The sequence below is a fragment of the Bradyrhizobium roseum genome (assembly GCF_030413175.1).
GTDB classification, from domain to species: domain Bacteria; phylum Pseudomonadota; class Alphaproteobacteria; order Rhizobiales; family Xanthobacteraceae; genus Bradyrhizobium; species Bradyrhizobium roseum.
Genome location: NZ_CP129212.1, coordinates 4,443,317 through 4,458,300, shown reverse-complemented (window position 1 = coordinate 4,458,300; position 14,984 = coordinate 4,443,317). Strand labels below are relative to the sequence as shown.

Below are 14,984 nucleotides of genomic sequence, written 5' to 3'. Positions count from 1 at the left end.
ACGATGAGTCATTTTCTCGACAGGTTGTCGTTCTTCACGCGCCCCAAGGCTGAATTCGCCGGCGGGCACGGCGTGATGACGACCGAAGACCGTTCCTGGGAGGACGGTTATCGAAAGCGCTGGCAGCACGACAAGATCGTCCGCTCTACCCACGGCGTGAACTGCACGGGCTCGTGCTCGTGGAAGGTCTACGTCAAGGGCGGCATCGTCACCTGGGAGACTCAGCAGACCGACTATCCGCGCACGCGGCCGGACCTGCCCAATCACGAACCGCGCGGCTGCGCGCGCGGTGCGAGCTACAGCTGGTATCTCTATTCCGGCAACCGGGTGAAATACCCGCTGGTGCGCTCACGGCTCCTGAAGCTGTGGCGCGACGCGCGTGTCCTGATGACGCCGGTGGCGGCCTGGAAGTCGATCGTCGAGGATCCGAAGAAGCGCGCTTCCTATGTGCAGAAGCGCGGGCTCGGCGGCTTCGTCCGCGCCAGCTGGGCTGAGGTCAACGAGATCACGGCGGCCGCGAACGCCTATACCGCCAAGACCTACGGGCCGGATCGCGTGTTCGGCTTCTCGCCGATCCCGGCGATGTCGATGGTGAGCTACGCGGCCGGTGCCCGCTATCTGTCGCTGCTCGGCGGCGTCTGCATGTCGTTCTACGATTGGTATTGTGATTTGCCGCCGGCCTCGCCGCAGACCTGGGGCGAGCAGACCGACGTTCCGGAAAGCGCCGACTGGTACAATTCCGGCTTCCTGATCCTGTGGGGATCGAACGTCCCACAGACCCGCACGCCGGATGCGCACTTCTACACCGAGGTCCGCTACAAGGGCGCCAAGAGCGTCGTGATCAGCCCGGACTATTCGGAGGCCTCGAAATTCGCCGATCTCTGGGTCTCGCCGAAGCAGGGCACGGACGCTGCGCTCGCGATGGCGATGGGCCACGTCATCTTGAAGGAATTCCACGTCGAACGTCAGGCCAAATACTTCAACGACTATGTACGCCAGTACACGGACATGCCGATGCTGGTGCGGCTGGTGAAGCAGGGCGACGTCTACGTTCCGGAGCGCTTCCTGCGTGCATCGGACTTCGTGAAGGGAATGGACGAAGCCAACAATCCGGAATGGAAGACGGTCGCCTATGACGAAGCCTCCGGCGAGATCGTTGTGCCCAAGGGCTCGGTCGGTTTCCGCTGGGGCGAGAAGGGCAAATGGAGCCTGGAAGAGAAGGCGTCCGGCAATCAGGAGACGAAGCTCCGGCTGTCGCTGAGCGAGATCAAGGACGGCATCTCGGCGGTCGGCTTCCCGTATTTCGGCAATCGCGAGCACGACCATTTTGCGGGCACGGATCATCCTGATGTGCTGAAGCGCAACGTGCCGACCAAGACGCTGCAGCTTCCGGAAGGCGAAACCGTCGTGGCCTCGGTGTTCGATCTCTTCCTCGCCAATTACGGCGTCGATCGCGGCTTCGGCGGCGAGAACATCGGCAAGAACTACGATGATCTGCAACCGTACACGCCCGCTTGGGCGGAAAAGATCAGCGGCGTGCCGCGCGACCAGATCATCACGGTAGCTCGCGAGTTCGCGCTCAACGCCGAGAAGACTGGCGGCCGTTCCATGGTCATCCTCGGCGCCGGGCTGAACCACTGGTACCACATGGACATGAACTACCGCGGCATCATCAACATGCTGGTGATGTGCGGCTGCATTGGGCAGTCCGGCGGCGGCTGGTCGCATTATGTGGGCCAGGAAAAGCTGCGGCCGCAGTCCGGCTGGACGCCGCTGGCGTTCGGTCTCGACTGGGGCCGTCCGCCCCGCCAGATGAACTCGACCTCAGCGTTCTACGCCCATACCGACCAGTGGCGTTACGAGACGCTCGATGTCAGCGAGATCCTGTCGCCGACCGCGCCGGCTGGTCCGTGGGACGGCGCGCTGATTGACTACAACGTGCGCGCCGAACGGATGGGCTGGTTGCCGTCGGCGCCGCAACTGCAGACCAATCCGCTCGAAGTATCGAAGCGGGCTGCAGCCGCCGGCATGGAGGCAAAGGATTACGTCGCCAAGTCCCTGAAGTCGGGCGAGCTGCAATTGTCATGCGAGGATCCCGACAACCCCAGGAACTGGCCGCGCAACCTGTTCGTCTGGCGCTCGAACCTGTTGGGCGCTTCAGGCAAGGGCCACGAATACTTCCTCAAGCATCTGCTCGGCACCAAGCACGGCGTCATGGGCAAGGATCTCGGCGAACACGGCTCAAAGAAACCTCTCGACGTGAAATGGCACGAGGAGGCGCCGGAAGGAAAGCTGGACCTGCTGGTCACGCTCGACTTCCGGATGTCGACCACCTGCATGTATTCGGACATCGTGCTGCCGACGGCGACCTGGTATGAGAAGAACGATCTCAATACCTCCGACATGCACCCGTTCATTCACCCGCTGTCGGCGGCGGTCGACCCGGTCTGGGAGTCGCGCAGCGACTGGGACATCTACAAGGGCATTGCGGAAGCGTTCTCCCGGGTGGCGCCGGAAGTTCTCGGCGTCGAAAAGGACGTCGTGCTGACGCCGATCATGCACGATACGGCCGGCGAGATCGCGCAGCCCTTCGACGTCAAGGACTGGAAGAAGGGCCAGATCGATCCGATCCCCGGCAAAACCATGCCGGCGGTGACCGTAGTCGAGCGCGACTATCCGAACCTCTACAAGCGCTTCACCTCGCTCGGGCCGCTGATGAACAAGCTCGGCAATGGCGGCAAGGGCATGAGCTGGAATACCGACCACGAGGTCGAGCTGCTCAAGAAGCTCAACGGCGTCGTGACCGAGGAGGGCGCGAGCAAGGGGCTTGCCCGCATCGACAGCGCGATCGACGCCTGCGAGGTCATTCTCAGCCTTGCGCCGGAGACCAATGGCGAAGTTGCGGTCAAGGCGTGGGCGTCGCTGGAAGGCTTCACCGGGAGAGAGCACCGGCATCTGGCCATCCCGAAGGAGGATGAGAAGATCCGCTTTCGCGACGTCGTCGCGCAGCCGCGCAAGATCATCTCCTCGCCGATCTGGTCTGGTCTTGAATCCGAGAAGGTCTGCTACAACGCCGGCTACACCAACGTCCACGAACTGATCCCGTGGCGAACGCTGACCGGCCGCCAGCAGCTCTATCAGGATCATTTGTGGATGCGCGCCTTCGGTGAAGGGTTCTGCGTCTACCGTCCGCCGATCGACACCAAGACCGTCAAGCCGGTGATCGACCGCAAGCCGAACGGCAATGCGTCGGTGGTGCTGAACTTCATCACGCCGCATCAGAAGTGGGGCATCCACTCCACCTATACCGACAATTTGCTGATGCTGACGCTGTCGCGCGGCGGGCCGATCGTCTGGATCAGCGAGGTCGACGCCAAGGCTGCAGGCATTGTCGATAACGACTGGATCGAGGCCTACAACACCAACGGCGCGCTGGTCGCGCGTGCGGTGGTCTCGCAGCGCGTCAAGCAGGGCATGTGCATGATGTACCATGCCCAGGAGAAGATCGTGAACGTGCCCGGCTCCGAGCAGACCGGACAGCGTGGCGGTATCCACAACTCGGTGACCCGGGTCGTGACCAAGCCGACGCACATGATCGGCGGTTACGCCCAGCAGTCCTACGGCTTCAACTATTACGGCACGGTCGGCGCCAACCGTGACGAGTTCGTCATTGTCCGGAAGATGGTGAAAGTCGACTGGCTCGACACGCCCACTGCCGACCAGCCTGATACCCCCCGCTTGGAGGCCGCAGAATGAAGATCCGCGCTCAAATCGCCATGGTGTTGAACCTCGACAAGTGCATCGGGTGTCACACCTGCAGCGTCACCTGCAAGAACGTGTGGACCAGCCGCGAAGGCATGGAATACGCGTGGTTCAACAACGTCGAAACCAAGCCGGGCATCGGTTATCCCAAGGATTGGGAAAACCAGGCGCGCTGGAAGGGCGGCTGGAAACGCAAGCGCAACGGCAAGATCGAGCCGCGCATCGGCGGCAAGTGGCGCGTACTGGCGAACATTTTTGCAAATCCCGATCTGCCCGAGATCGACGATTACTATGAGCCGTTCACCTTCGACTACGCGCACCTGCAGCAGGCCAAGGAAATGACGGCGATGCCGACCGCGCGGCCGCGATCGCTGGTGTCGGGCGAACGGATCGAGAAGATCGAATGGGGTCCGAATTGGGAAGAAATCCTCGGCGGCGAATTCGCCAAGCGCTCGCAGGATTACAATTTCGAAGGCGTCCAGAAGGACATTTACGGTCAGTTCGAAAACACCTTCATGATGTACCTGCCGCGGCTGTGCGAGCACTGCCTCAACCCGGCCTGCGTCGCGGCCTGCCCGTCGGGCGCGATCTACAAGCGCGAGGAGGACGGCATCGTCCTGATCGACCAGGACAAGTGCCGCGGCTGGCGCATGTGCGTCTCCGGCTGCCCCTACAAGAAGATCTATTACAACTGGTCCTCCGGCAAATCCGAGAAGTGCATCTTCTGCTATCCGCGCATCGAGGCCGGCCAGCCGACGGTGTGTTCGGAGACCTGTGTCGGACGCATCCGCTACCTCGGCGTGGTGCTCTATGACGCCGACCGGATCGAAGAAGCCGCGAGCAAGCCCGACGAACGCGATCTCTACCAGGCCCAGCTCGACATCTTCCTCGACCCCAACGATCCCAAGGTCATCGCCGAGGCAGAGCGGCAGGGCATTCCGCATGCCTGGCTGGAATCGGCCAAGGCCTCACCGATCTGGAAGATGGCGATGGAATGGAAGGTGGCGTTTCCGCTGCACCCGGAATATCGCACGCTGCCGATGGTCTGGTACGTGCCGCCGCTGTCGCCGATCACCTCGGCTGCCTCCGCCGGCAAGATCGGGCTCGATGGCGGTATGCCCGATGTAAAATCGCTGCGCATCCCCATGAAGTATCTCGCCAACCTGCTGACCGCGGGTGACGAGAAGCCGGTGACCCTGGCGCTGGAGCGAATGATGGCGATGCGTTCCTACATGCGCACCAAGACCATCGACGGTGTCGTCGACGAGGTGGTCGCCAAGCGGGTCGGCCTCACACCGGCGCAGATCGACGAGATGTACCAGATCATGGCGATCGCCAATTACGAGGACCGGTTCGTAATTCCGACCGCGCACCGCGAACTCGGCGCCGACGCCTACGACATGCGCGGCTCCTGCGGCTTTACCTTCGGCAATGGCTGCTCCGGCGGCGAAAGCGATACAAACCTGTTCGGCTCGCCGCGCAAGGCCAAGAACCCCATGGAGATCGCGTGATGAAGACGTTCAAGATCCTCTCCGCGCTGCTCAGCTATCCGACCCAGGGATTGATCGACGCTGCGCCGGAGTTCCCGGCAATCCTCGATGCCGAGAAGCTGGTGCCTGCGGCCTGTCGCGGTGCGCTCGACCTCCTGGTCGAGGAAATCGCGGTCGGTGAGGTCTACGATCTGCAGGAACGTTACGGCCTGCTGTTCGACCGCAGCAAGACGCTGGCGCTGCATCTGTTCGAGCACGTCCACGGCGAAAGCCGTGATCGTGGCCAGGCGATGGTCGATCTCAAGGCGATGTACGAGAAGGCCAACCTGTTCATTGCAGCCAACGAACTGCCCGATTACGTGCCGCTGTTTCTCGAATTCCTTTCGATCCAGCCGCTCGCCGAGGCCCGTGAACTACTGGGCCAGACCGCGCATATTTTCGCAGCCCTCGCTGAGCGGCTCGAACGGCGGCAGTCGAAGTACAGGGCGGTGTTCGATGCGCTGGTCGCGATCTCGGCGGCGGCCCCGTCGCGCGAGATCGTCGACGAACTGCTGAAAGGGACCGATCCCGATCCGATGGACCTCGAGGCGCTCGATGCTGCCTGGGAAGAGGAAGAAGTGCGGTTCGGTCCCGGTGCCCAAGGGCAGGGCGCCTGCGGCCAAGAAGGCCTGATCGCGAAACTTCGCCATGCCAGACGCGCGGTCGATCCCGCGCCACGTCCGCAGTGAGGAGGCAGCGCCATGCAAACGCTCAATTCAATCGTGTTCGGCTGGTATCCCTACCTCTGCCTGACCGTATTCCTGTTCGGCAGCCTGTTCCGGTTCGACCGCGAGCAATATACGTGGCGGACAGGATCCAGCCAGTTGCTGCGGCGGCGGCAACTGACGTGGGGCTCCAACCTGTTCCACGTCGGCATTCTCTTCATCTTCCTCGGCCATTTCGTTGGCCTGCTGACCCCGATCCGGGTGTTCGACATGCTCGGCGTCTCGCACGGCTTCAAGCAGATGCTGGCGATCGTAGCTGGCGGTGTTGCCGGTCTGATGTGTCTGGTCGGCATTGCTCTGTTGACGCATCGCCGCCTGTTCGACGCACGCATCCGCGCCAACTCCTCGTTTGGCGATACCGCGATTCTGCTGTTGCTGTTCGCGCAGCTGCTGTTGGGTCTCGCAACCATTCCGGTGTCGATGGGCCATCTAGACGGCCATGAGATGGTGAAGTTCATGGATTGGGCGCAGGGCATCCTGACGCTGCAGCCCGGCGTTGCCGCCAACGTTCTGAACGTGCACCCGATCTTCAAGGCCCATCTTGTGCTCGGCATGACGCTGTTCCTCGTCTTCCCGTTCACGCGGCTGGTCCATATCTGGAGCGCGCCGGTCTGGTATCTCGGCCGCCGCGGCTATCAGGTGGTTCGGAGCCGCGACGGCCGCGTGGCCCGTCCCATTCAACCGGCGGAGTAGGTCATGGATTGCTCACTGACGAATACGCTGCCGAAGCCCAGGACGATCAGCGTTAACGGCAAGGTCATTCCACGCGAGGTGATCGCCCGCGAGGTGCAGAATCACCCGGCGGAAAAGCCGATCCTGGCGTGGCAGGCGGCGGCCCGCGCGCTCGTGGTGCGCGAACTGCTGTTGCAGGAATCGGCCCGGCTCAGGATCGAGGCGGAGCCCCTGTACGATGCCGAGGGGCGCTCCGAGACCGACGAGGAAGCGGCGATGCGCGCCTTGATCGAGCGCGAGGTCGTGACTCCGGAGCCGGACGAGGCGGCATGCCTGCGGTTCTACGAACAGAACCGCCAGCGCTTCCGCTCGGGAGACCTGTATGAAGCCGCGCATGTCCTGGTCGCCTCGCGTCCCGACGACGTCGCGGCACGCATGGAGACCCGTCTGATGGCTGAGAATATTCTGGCGGCTGTCCGGTCCGATCCGGCGCTGTTCGCGGAATTCGCCCGCAGCCAGTCCGCCTGCAAGACGTCGGCGCAGGAGGGGGGGCGGCTCGGTCAGCTGACGCGCGGCCAAACGGTCGCGGAGTTCGAGGCCGCGCTGGAGCGGATGCGTCCCGGCGAGTTCGCTATCGCCGAAACTCGCTATGGCTTCCATGTCATCCGGCTCGATCAGCATGCACCAGGGCAGGTGCTGCCGTTCGAACTCGCCCGCGACCGCATCGCCGACTATCTCGCGACCAGCGTCCAGAATCGCGCATTGGCGCAGTATGTCTCGGTGCTGGCCGGCCGGGCCGATATTTCGGGTGTCACGCTTGCCGCGGCATCATCGCCGCTCTTGCAGTAGGAGCGGGCAATGCAACTCGGCGACATCATCCGCAGCTTCAGCGAGGACGCGGCCGCCAGCGAGGCGCTGCTCGCCTGCAACGACATCGTGCTGTTCGCCCGCGTCGGCGATGCCGCTACCCGTTATGAGGAAACCGTCGGCGAATACGCCTCCGGCGCTGTCAGGCGCTTTGCCAATCTCGCCGGCAGCGAGGACTGGCTTGGCCTGATGAACGTCGTCGAGCGTACCGACGATCCCGGCACCGGCTGCCTCGTCTACATGGTCAACTGGTCGCTGAAAAAGGACGAGGCGCCGGAGCCGACCGCCCATGCTGGCTGTACCTGTGGCGGCGGGGGAGGCTGCTCATGAGTTCGCGTCCCTTGAACGCCAACGCGATCGGCTCTGGATCGTGATGCTGCCATGATCGATGAGCTGTTTGACCGCAATGTGGCCTGGGCGACGAGCAAGACCCGCAGCGATCCCGATTACTTTCGCCGTCTCGCCGAGCAGCAGGCGCCGCGCTATCTCTGGCTAGGCTGTTCGGACAGCCGCGTTCCCGCCAATGACATCGTTGGGCTCGATCCTGGCGAAGTGTTCGTGCACCGCAATGTCGGCAACATCGTCCACACCGGCGACATGAATTCGCTGTCGGTGCTGGAATTTGCCGTCGAAGCGCTGCAGGTGAAGCATATCATCGTGTGCGGCCATTGTGGCTGCGGCGGCATCCGCAGGGCGTTCGAGCCGCCGGTTGGCGGCGGTCTGGTCGATCACTGGCTGGCGCCGGTGCGGGAAATGTGCCGGCGCTGCGCGGACGATCTGGCCCGCCTTCCCAGCGATGCCGCCAGAATGGACCGCGCCTTCGAACTGAATGTCGAGCTGCAGCTCCGGCGGATCGCCGCCGCGCCGATTTTGCGCAGCGCCGGGCAGCTCCAGCAATCCATCACGGTTCACGGCTGGATCTATGGTCTGGGCGAGGGGCTGTTGCGCGATCTCGGGCTGAAGCTGTCGTCGCTTAACGATGCCGAAAGCCTCGACCGGGAAAGCGATGATGCCGGGCTTGCTGGCCCGTCACCATGGTTCGCCGCCATGCCGAGGAAGCATTCGAGGGTCGATCGATGCTGAAACCGCAGCTTCTGGAGGAGGGCTGACATGCCGGACAATCTGCTGGCACGGATCGGCGTGCTCACGATATCCGATCGCGCCAGCCGGGGCGAATATGAGGATGTCAGCGGCAAGGCGATCAACGATTTCCTCGCCCGTGTGATGCAGTCGAATTGGGTCGCAGTCGTCCGGATCGTGCCTGACGGTATCGAAAGTGTGGCGCAGGCGCTGACCGAGATGGTGGATCGCGAGGGGTGCGACCTGCTCCTGACCACTGGCGGCACCGGGCCGGCCCCACGTGACCTGACACCGGAAGCAACGCGGATGGTCATCACGCGCGAACTGGAAGGTTTTGGCGAACTGATGCGCCGGGTCAGCCTCGAACAGGTGCCGACCGCCATTCTCTCCCGGCAGACCGCCGGAACCCGCGGAAAGTGTTTGATCGTCAATCTGCCGGGACGGCCCTCGGCGATCGATGTCTGCCTGAACGCGGTCTTTCCCGCTGTACCCTACTGCCTCGATCTGATCGGGGCGCGACGAATGGAGGTGAATCCAGATGTATGCATTGCATTCCGTCCCGCCGTATAGCGCAAGCGTGCGGCCCCGGCAGGCCCTGGTGGCGATCGTGTACGCCAACGAGGCCTATCCGCAATCAACCTTTGAAGCCATCGTGGAGCATTGTCGCGGGCGGGGGCTTCGGGCGGCCGGCGTGCTGCAACATCCGGTTTGCTCGGATGCGGCAGGTCATTGCGACGTGGCGCTGGAAGAGCTCACGACCGGCCGGCGGACCGATCTGTTCGAAGACCGTGGTCCGGGCGCGCAAGGGTGCAGGCTCGACGTGGCGGCGCTCGCCGAGGTCAACGCGCAGGTGACGCGTTCGCTCGATGCGGCCCCGCAAGTGATGATCCTGAACAAGTTCGGCAAGGTGGAAGCCGAAGGCCGCGGGTTGCTCGATCTGATCGCCATCGCGATCGACCGCGGCATTCCCGTCGTGATCGGGGTCCCGATCCGCAACCTGGAGGCATGGCGCAAGTTTGCCGAGGGTCTGTCGGCCGAGTTCTCCAGCGATCCGTCCGAGACTCTGGATTGGCTCAACAGTACGTTTCCTGTTGCGATAGCGCAAAGTCCGGAGCCGGCGTCCTGTTAGACAATTGCTGAGAGCCTGCGAGACAGGGTGGAGGAAAAATGCCGACGCAGCTACAGGCACCACGGATCGACGCTTGCGTCGCCCCTTCAATGGAAGACCTCGTTTCAGTCGAGCGGGCGCTCGCCATCGGCCTGGCTGGGGCACGGCCGATCGTGGAAACGGAACGGGTGGACCTGTGCGACGTAAGCGGCCGGATTCTCGCGCAGACGATAAGGGCGGATGCCCCGCTGCCGCGTTTCGATTATAGCGCGATGGATGGATATGCGGTCGACACGACTAACCTGTCTGCCGACATTCCAACCTTGCTGAAAGTGACCGGCAGCATCCCGGCCCGCCGCACGATTGGAAATCCTGCGTTGCAGCGCGGGTGCGCCGTTCGCATCCTGACGGGCGCGCCGATTCCCGCCGGCGCCGATGCCGTCGTCGCTCAGGAAGACGTCCGTCGGGAAGGCGACAGTATCATTCTCTCCCGTTCAACGCGACCGTCCGACAACATCAGGCGGCGGGGTGAGGACGTCAGCGAGGGCGACAGCCTGATCGAAGTAGGCACGGTGATGGGGCCGTTGCAGGCGGGCGTTGCCGCGACCTGCGGCTATCCCGGCGTTCGCGTCTTCCGCAAGCTTCGCGTGACGATGTTCACGACCGGCTCTGAGCTTCGGCAACCCGGCGAAAGCATCCAGCCCGGCGAGATCTATGACTCGAACCGTTTCATCCTGCGCAGCCTGCTGGGCAGGCCGTGGATCGACATCGTCGATCTCGGAAGTTGCCTGGACCAGCCGTCCAAATTGCGAGCGATCTTCCAGTCGGCGGCTGCGTGCGCCGACGTCATCGTCAGCGCCGGCGGCATATCCGTGGGCGACGAGGACCACGTGGTGGAGGCGTTCCAGCGCTGCGGCGGAAAGCTGTGGGTTCGCAAGGTCGCCATCAAGCCGGGTAAGCCGCTCGTTCTCGGCAAATTGGCCGATGCGACCTACGTCGGTCTTCCCGGCAATCCCGGCGCGTTGTTCACGACGTTCAAAGTCATTGTGGATCAGATTTTGGCAGCTCGCGCCGGTATCAGGCCTGAGCGCGATAGTGAGTGCGCGGCAATCGCAAATTTCAACTGGAAGGGTCGGCCCGGCCGCACTACCTATCTGCCCGCCGTTCTCTTGGGCATCGAGAACGGCTTGCCGCTAATCGAGCTGTTGCCGGATGCCAACTCCGGCAAGCTGCATCAGCTCAGCCTCGCTGCCGGATTCGTAGTTGTCGCGCCAGAAGTGAAATCCATCGAATGCGGAGCACAGATACGCTGGCGGCCATTTGCGAGATAAGGAGTGTGGCTACCGCCACGCTGCCTGACAGGATTAGGCAAAGAATGGAGACCGCGATGCGATGCGGAGCCATTTTCGTCGTCAATGCCAAAGCGAGGTGCCCCTATTGTGCCCCAGCCTATTTGGGGCACGCCTCGAGGGAATAAATTCTATAAACTATTGATTTTAAAGGCTTGTGGTAGACGCACAAGGGTTCGAACCTTGGACCTCTTGCGTGAAACCAGTCCGTGGATCCCTAGTCAACCAAACGAGGGGTTTAGTCTAGCTTGGCTGGCAGAAAAGGCCGGGCAGGAATCAAGCACACTGATCCATGCCGCACGGTTCGGGCCACGGATTCTCATGTCACCTATCGCAAAAGGATAGTGAGCTCAGGCTATGTTAAGGCTTGGCGTTGTGATCCAGGACTGTGAAGTGGTTCATAGGTACTGGTCTGAGTGAAACCTAGACCCATCGAGTGGAGTTTTGGCGGGAGGACACGATGAAATCGCAGCGCTTGCTCGGCATCCTTACCAGCTTCGCCTTCATTTTCGGGAGCTTTCCCAGCCCGGCCATGGCCTGGTGGGATGCGGGCCATATGCAGATCGCTTACGTGGCCTACAAGAAACTCAATGCTTCGGTCAAAGATAAGGTGGATATTCTCCTGAGACTTAATCCGGACTATGGCAAATGGACCGCGGGCGTCACGGATCCGAAGACGGCGAAGCTATACGCATTCGTTCACGCTGCCACCTGGGCAGACGATATCAAGACCAAAGAATACAATTACACTCGCGATAAAGCGGATAGTCCACCGGCCAGCCAAAACATAGGCTACGCCGACAAGAACCAGCATCCCTACTGGCACTTCAAGGACATCAATTGGTCGCCGGATATGACGCCTCTTCCCCCGCCAGATCCCGTTGATCTGGTCACACAATTGAACGTGATGATCGCGGCGCTTCCCGCAGGTTCCGGCGCACCAGATGATGTGCGGTCTTATGACCTCGTCTGGATCCTGCATCTTGTGGGCGACGCGCATCAGCCACTTCACGGCAGCGGGCGCTACACAAGACAAATCCCGGATGGCGACGCCGGTGGCAATGCCGAGCAAGTGATTCCAGCCACGGGGGAGACCGTAGCGCTTCATGCCTACTGGGACGCGGTTTTTGGAGGCTACTCATCTGCTTACGGAGCCGTATTCGACGCCGACAGCAAGGAGGGAATCGCAAGTCTCTCCGTGAATGACGTTGCTGCCAAGATTGCTGATCCGCAGAGGTGGATCGAGGAAAGTGCGGAATTGGCAAAGCAATATGCATACGCGCCCCCGGTCAGCCTGGGAAAGAATGCGGTCTATCTAACCCGAGAATACGAAACCAATGCGCACAACATTGCGCGCAGTCAGGCTGCCCTTGCGGCAGCCCGGCTTGCGAATCTGATAAACAATGCCTTGAGGTGAGCCGTGCGCAGCTGGCGAGAGCGACTTACATAATTCTGTCTAGTTAAGGTAGAGCATTCATACTTTACTTTTTGAGGCGTCGAAGCTCGCTGTCGTTCTTGGACTTTGGCAGCATCGATTTCCGTTGCCTGTTTGATCGGCCTCGTTTGGCTGGCGCGGCATGGCCGAATGATATCATTCTCGATTCAATGTCTCGAATAAGATCGCTCACGGCGTCGATGCGAACCGCGTTGTGCCGAGCCAAAAGACCATCTGAAAGTGTTAGGTATGGCGAGGCCGTCTCCGCTGACCTCAACAATACATAGTCTTGAATCGCCTCGTTAGAATCGTTCAGCCGCAAGTAGACGCCAAATTCGGCGCGCTGCTTTCTCTGGTGGGCTCTCCATAGCGCAACGTGCTTTGGCGACCGCTTCGCCAACTTTCGAACCACTTGAAAGGAGATGATCTTATCGCTTCCGTTCTGTGTCAGTGCTGTTCCATCGTCGGTGAGGTTCAAGCGAACCCCGAGATCGGCCTTCAACGCCTCGGCAACCTGGTTTGCTAGCTCCGATAATACCGCGGTCCAGCGATCCCGCGCGTCAAACCACCTACAGTCGCGCGATCCATCATAGTCGATGAGCTTGTAGGCGTTTCTGATCGAACCAAAATGCTTGACGTAGCATGCGGGAGATGGAAGGCCCGCTGTCTTCTTGATGATGCTGGAACTGAGCTTTCCCTTGCGGGCAAGAGCAATGCGGAGTCTGCGCAACATCTGGTCTTCCGGGATCGAGATGTATCGCTCTGCCATAATCTTTTGAGCGCGCGCGAAAAGATCCTGGTCGATCGCCGGCGGTACTACTCCAAGCCTCCGGACCCACAGATGGTCGGGATTGCTTACTTGCGTCTGTCCGAGACGCCGGGAGGTTTTGTTGTAGACGAGATTGCCGACATAGTTCTCGTTTTTCAGAATGTCGTGAACCATGAGGGAGCTCCAAGGGCGCCCATGGTGATTGGGGACGTTCCCTTGATTGAGCTGCCGTGCAATTTCAGCGTCGGTTTTGCGATTGAGGACAAACTGCTGGAATATCCACCTGACGACCGCTATCTCTTCGTCTGGTCCGATCCGAAGTCGCACACGGTCGGCTTGCAAGGCCTTGAACTCACCTTTTGCCAGCAGGCCTTTCGAGCATTCCCTTTCATCGACCATTTCCCGACGGAGCCCGAACGTTAGCGGTGCGCCGACGCGGTAGCCTAGGCTCGCTATCCGGCAGTGACCGGCGAGCACTTTTACCCCAAGCTCCCGGCTCCACTCTGCCGCCATCAGCCGCTTTGCGGTCTTGCCGAAACTCGCGATCATGCTCCCATCATTTTCAAACTGCTCAGCGCAATAGACAACCTTGACGCCGCGTTGCTTGCACAGGAACTCGTAGTGCGCACTTTCGTCGACATCTTGAAAGCGCCCCCAGCGGCTGACGTCATATACCAGGATGTGACCGAAATCTGCGCGCCCCAGTTGGACATCCTCGATTAGTTCTGTCAGGCCCGGCCGTCTCCTGATCGTCAGGCCGCTGCGTCCTTCGTCGACATAGGTCCGGACGATCGTAAGGTTGCGTTGCTCAGCGTAGGCCGCTATTGCGGCCCGCTGATTTTGAATCGAATATCGCTGCATTTCCCTCGACATTCGCACGTACTGGGCCGCACGAAGCGCCTTTTCGGCCTTTGCCAGTTGCGTGTTGCGGCGGACGACGAGTGCATTGGCCATGACCAACACTCCGGAATGCAGCCAGGGCGGCCAGTTCTATGCGTGCCCCCCGGAAGGGTTGCCTGACTCTTCAATCTGACGAAGAACGGTGGCGATGCTGCGTGTGCAAATTTCGACAAGCTCGGGTTCAGCTAGTTTACGTGCAATCGACTTGCGCGCTAACTGTAGCGCGGCCTCGCGCTGATCTTTGGGAAGTCCGGCAATCTCCATTGCCATGCGCTGGATGAGGCCTGTGATCCCTTCGTAGACTGCTTTTTGGTCTGGCGTCATGACGTTCACCCCACGGCTTTGGCAATATTCAACCGCAACCGGAGGGCGAGGGCAACCATGATTAGCGCGGAATAGGTCGCTTTCTTGGTAGCGGAACGCGCGCCGTGAAAATCAGCTGATCAGTGCTGGCTGACGCCTGAGCGAGTGGTGCTCGCCTGAGATTTCCGGGTCAACTTCCAGGTAGGCTATTGCTGCTTTTTCATTTTCAATTGGATGTTTTCCGGCGGGTTTGAATTCGCTGGCTCGGAAGAGATGCGAGGATCCGGATTCCATGTTGGACGGCGGAGAATGGTTAATAAACCGTCACCTCGATGTAATTAACGCCAGTTTATATTCCGGCCGCTGAGGTCGAATACGACATCAAATGATTCTGCCTTCAACGCTGCGCGAGCCCCTCGTGCCGCCGCGGCTTGCTTTTGCCTTTTTCGCAACGGAGAATTTAAATGGCTCTTGGTCCCGGTTCG

Annotated in this window: 13 protein-coding genes; 11 read left to right on the top strand and 2 right to left on the bottom strand. The window is 61.2% G+C overall.

All coding sequences use genetic code 11. The annotated features are described in order from the left end of the window. Nucleotides 1-3: 3 nt before the first annotated feature. The 11 genes from QUH67_RS21330 to QUH67_RS21280 all read left to right on the top strand — a co-directional run bounded on the left by QUH67_RS21330 (nucleotide 4) and on the right by QUH67_RS21280 (nucleotide 12,509). Nucleotides 4-3,756: a nitrate reductase subunit alpha gene (locus QUH67_RS21330; RefSeq protein ID WP_300940973.1), complete on the top strand. Its 3,753-nt coding sequence runs from the start codon at nucleotides 4-6 to the stop codon at nucleotides 3,754-3,756. Beyond that, nucleotides 3,753-5,273, top strand: a complete 1,521-nt coding sequence (gene narH / locus QUH67_RS21325; RefSeq protein ID WP_300940972.1) for a nitrate reductase subunit beta — start codon at nucleotides 3,753-3,755, stop codon at nucleotides 5,271-5,273. Before QUH67_RS21330 ends, narH begins: the two co-directional genes overlap by 4 nt. Further along, nucleotides 5,273-5,980 carry a nitrate reductase molybdenum cofactor assembly chaperone gene (gene narJ, locus QUH67_RS21320; protein ID WP_300940971.1) on the top strand — a complete coding sequence of 236 codons (708 nt, stop codon included), beginning with the start codon at nucleotides 5,273-5,275 and terminating at the stop codon, nucleotides 5,978-5,980. The genes narH and narJ overlap by 1 nt, the downstream gene beginning before the upstream one ends. Nucleotides 5,981-5,992: 12 nt before the next feature. Further along, nucleotides 5,993-6,709: a respiratory nitrate reductase subunit gamma gene (gene narI / locus QUH67_RS21315; RefSeq protein WP_300940969.1), complete on the top strand. Its 717-nt coding sequence runs from the start codon at nucleotides 5,993-5,995 to the stop codon at nucleotides 6,707-6,709. Nucleotides 6,710-6,712: 3 nt separating this feature from the next. Further along, nucleotides 6,713-7,537, top strand: coding sequence for a peptidylprolyl isomerase (locus tag QUH67_RS21310; protein WP_300940967.1), 825 nt, complete (start codon nucleotides 6,713-6,715; stop codon nucleotides 7,535-7,537). 9 nt (nucleotides 7,538-7,546) lie between these two features. Continuing rightward, nucleotides 7,547-7,885: a hypothetical protein gene (locus QUH67_RS21305; RefSeq protein WP_300940966.1), complete on the top strand. Its 339-nt coding sequence runs from the start codon at nucleotides 7,547-7,549 to the stop codon at nucleotides 7,883-7,885. Nucleotides 7,886-7,936: 51 nt separating this feature from the next. Next, nucleotides 7,937-8,638, top strand: a complete 702-nt coding sequence (locus tag QUH67_RS21300; RefSeq protein WP_300940964.1) for a carbonic anhydrase — start codon at nucleotides 7,937-7,939, stop codon at nucleotides 8,636-8,638. 27 nt (nucleotides 8,639-8,665) lie between these two features. Continuing rightward, nucleotides 8,666-9,205 carry a molybdopterin adenylyltransferase gene (gene mog / locus QUH67_RS21295; protein ID WP_300940962.1) on the top strand — a complete coding sequence of 180 codons (540 nt, stop codon included), beginning with the start codon at nucleotides 8,666-8,668 and terminating at the stop codon, nucleotides 9,203-9,205. A gap of 28 nt (nucleotides 9,206-9,233) precedes the next feature. Then, the gene (locus tag QUH67_RS21290; protein ID WP_300940960.1) at nucleotides 9,234-9,764 is read left to right on the top strand and encodes a DUF2478 domain-containing protein; all 531 of its coding nucleotides are present in this window, start codon (nucleotides 9,234-9,236) and stop codon (nucleotides 9,762-9,764) included. A 38-nt stretch (nucleotides 9,765-9,802) separates the two neighbouring features. Further along, nucleotides 9,803-11,074: a molybdopterin molybdotransferase MoeA gene (locus QUH67_RS21285; protein WP_300940958.1), complete on the top strand. Its 1,272-nt coding sequence runs from the start codon at nucleotides 9,803-9,805 to the stop codon at nucleotides 11,072-11,074. 478 nt (nucleotides 11,075-11,552) lie between these two features. After that, nucleotides 11,553-12,509: a S1/P1 nuclease gene (locus QUH67_RS21280; RefSeq protein WP_300940957.1), complete on the top strand. Its 957-nt coding sequence runs from the start codon at nucleotides 11,553-11,555 to the stop codon at nucleotides 12,507-12,509. A gap of 64 nt (nucleotides 12,510-12,573) precedes the next feature. On the opposite strand, the gene QUH67_RS21275 is transcribed toward QUH67_RS21280, so the two are convergent. Together QUH67_RS21275 and QUH67_RS21270 are read right to left on the bottom strand one after the other, a co-directional pair. Continuing rightward, nucleotides 12,574-14,250, bottom strand: a complete 1,677-nt coding sequence (locus tag QUH67_RS21275; RefSeq protein WP_300940956.1) for a recombinase family protein — start codon at nucleotides 14,248-14,250, stop codon at nucleotides 12,574-12,576. Between the two features lie 36 nt (nucleotides 14,251-14,286). After that, nucleotides 14,287-14,520 (bottom strand): hypothetical protein, encoded by a 234-nt coding sequence (locus tag QUH67_RS21270; RefSeq protein WP_300940955.1) that lies wholly within the window; start codon nucleotides 14,518-14,520, stop codon nucleotides 14,287-14,289. Nucleotides 14,521-14,984: the final 464 nt, after the last annotated feature.

Bases quoted from the DNA above. Each gene is read 5' to 3' on its own strand.
- QUH67_RS21330 (WP_300940973.1), top strand. From the start codon at position 4: ATGAGTCATTTTCTCGACAGGTTGTCGTTCTTCACGCGCCCCAAGGCT.
- narH (WP_300940972.1), top strand. From the start codon at position 3,753: ATGAAGATCCGCGCTCAAATCGCCATGGTGTTGAACCTCGACAAGTGC.
- narJ (WP_300940971.1), top strand. From the start codon at position 5,273: ATGAAGACGTTCAAGATCCTCTCCGCGCTGCTCAGCTATCCGACCCAG.
- narI (WP_300940969.1), top strand. From the start codon at position 5,993: ATGCAAACGCTCAATTCAATCGTGTTCGGCTGGTATCCCTACCTCTGC.
- QUH67_RS21310 (WP_300940967.1), top strand. From the start codon at position 6,713: ATGGATTGCTCACTGACGAATACGCTGCCGAAGCCCAGGACGATCAGC.
- QUH67_RS21305 (WP_300940966.1), top strand. From the start codon at position 7,547: ATGCAACTCGGCGACATCATCCGCAGCTTCAGCGAGGACGCGGCCGCC.
- QUH67_RS21300 (WP_300940964.1), top strand. From the start codon at position 7,937: ATGATCGATGAGCTGTTTGACCGCAATGTGGCCTGGGCGACGAGCAAG.
- mog (WP_300940962.1), top strand. From the start codon at position 8,666: ATGCCGGACAATCTGCTGGCACGGATCGGCGTGCTCACGATATCCGAT.
- QUH67_RS21285 (WP_300940958.1), top strand. From the start codon at position 9,803: ATGCCGACGCAGCTACAGGCACCACGGATCGACGCTTGCGTCGCCCCT.
- QUH67_RS21280 (WP_300940957.1), top strand. From the start codon at position 11,553: ATGAAATCGCAGCGCTTGCTCGGCATCCTTACCAGCTTCGCCTTCATT.
- QUH67_RS21275 (WP_300940956.1), bottom strand. From the start codon at position 14,250: ATGGCCAATGCACTCGTCGTCCGCCGCAACACGCAACTGGCAAAGGCC.
- QUH67_RS21270 (WP_300940955.1), bottom strand. From the start codon at position 14,520: ATGACGCCAGACCAAAAAGCAGTCTACGAAGGGATCACAGGCCTCATC.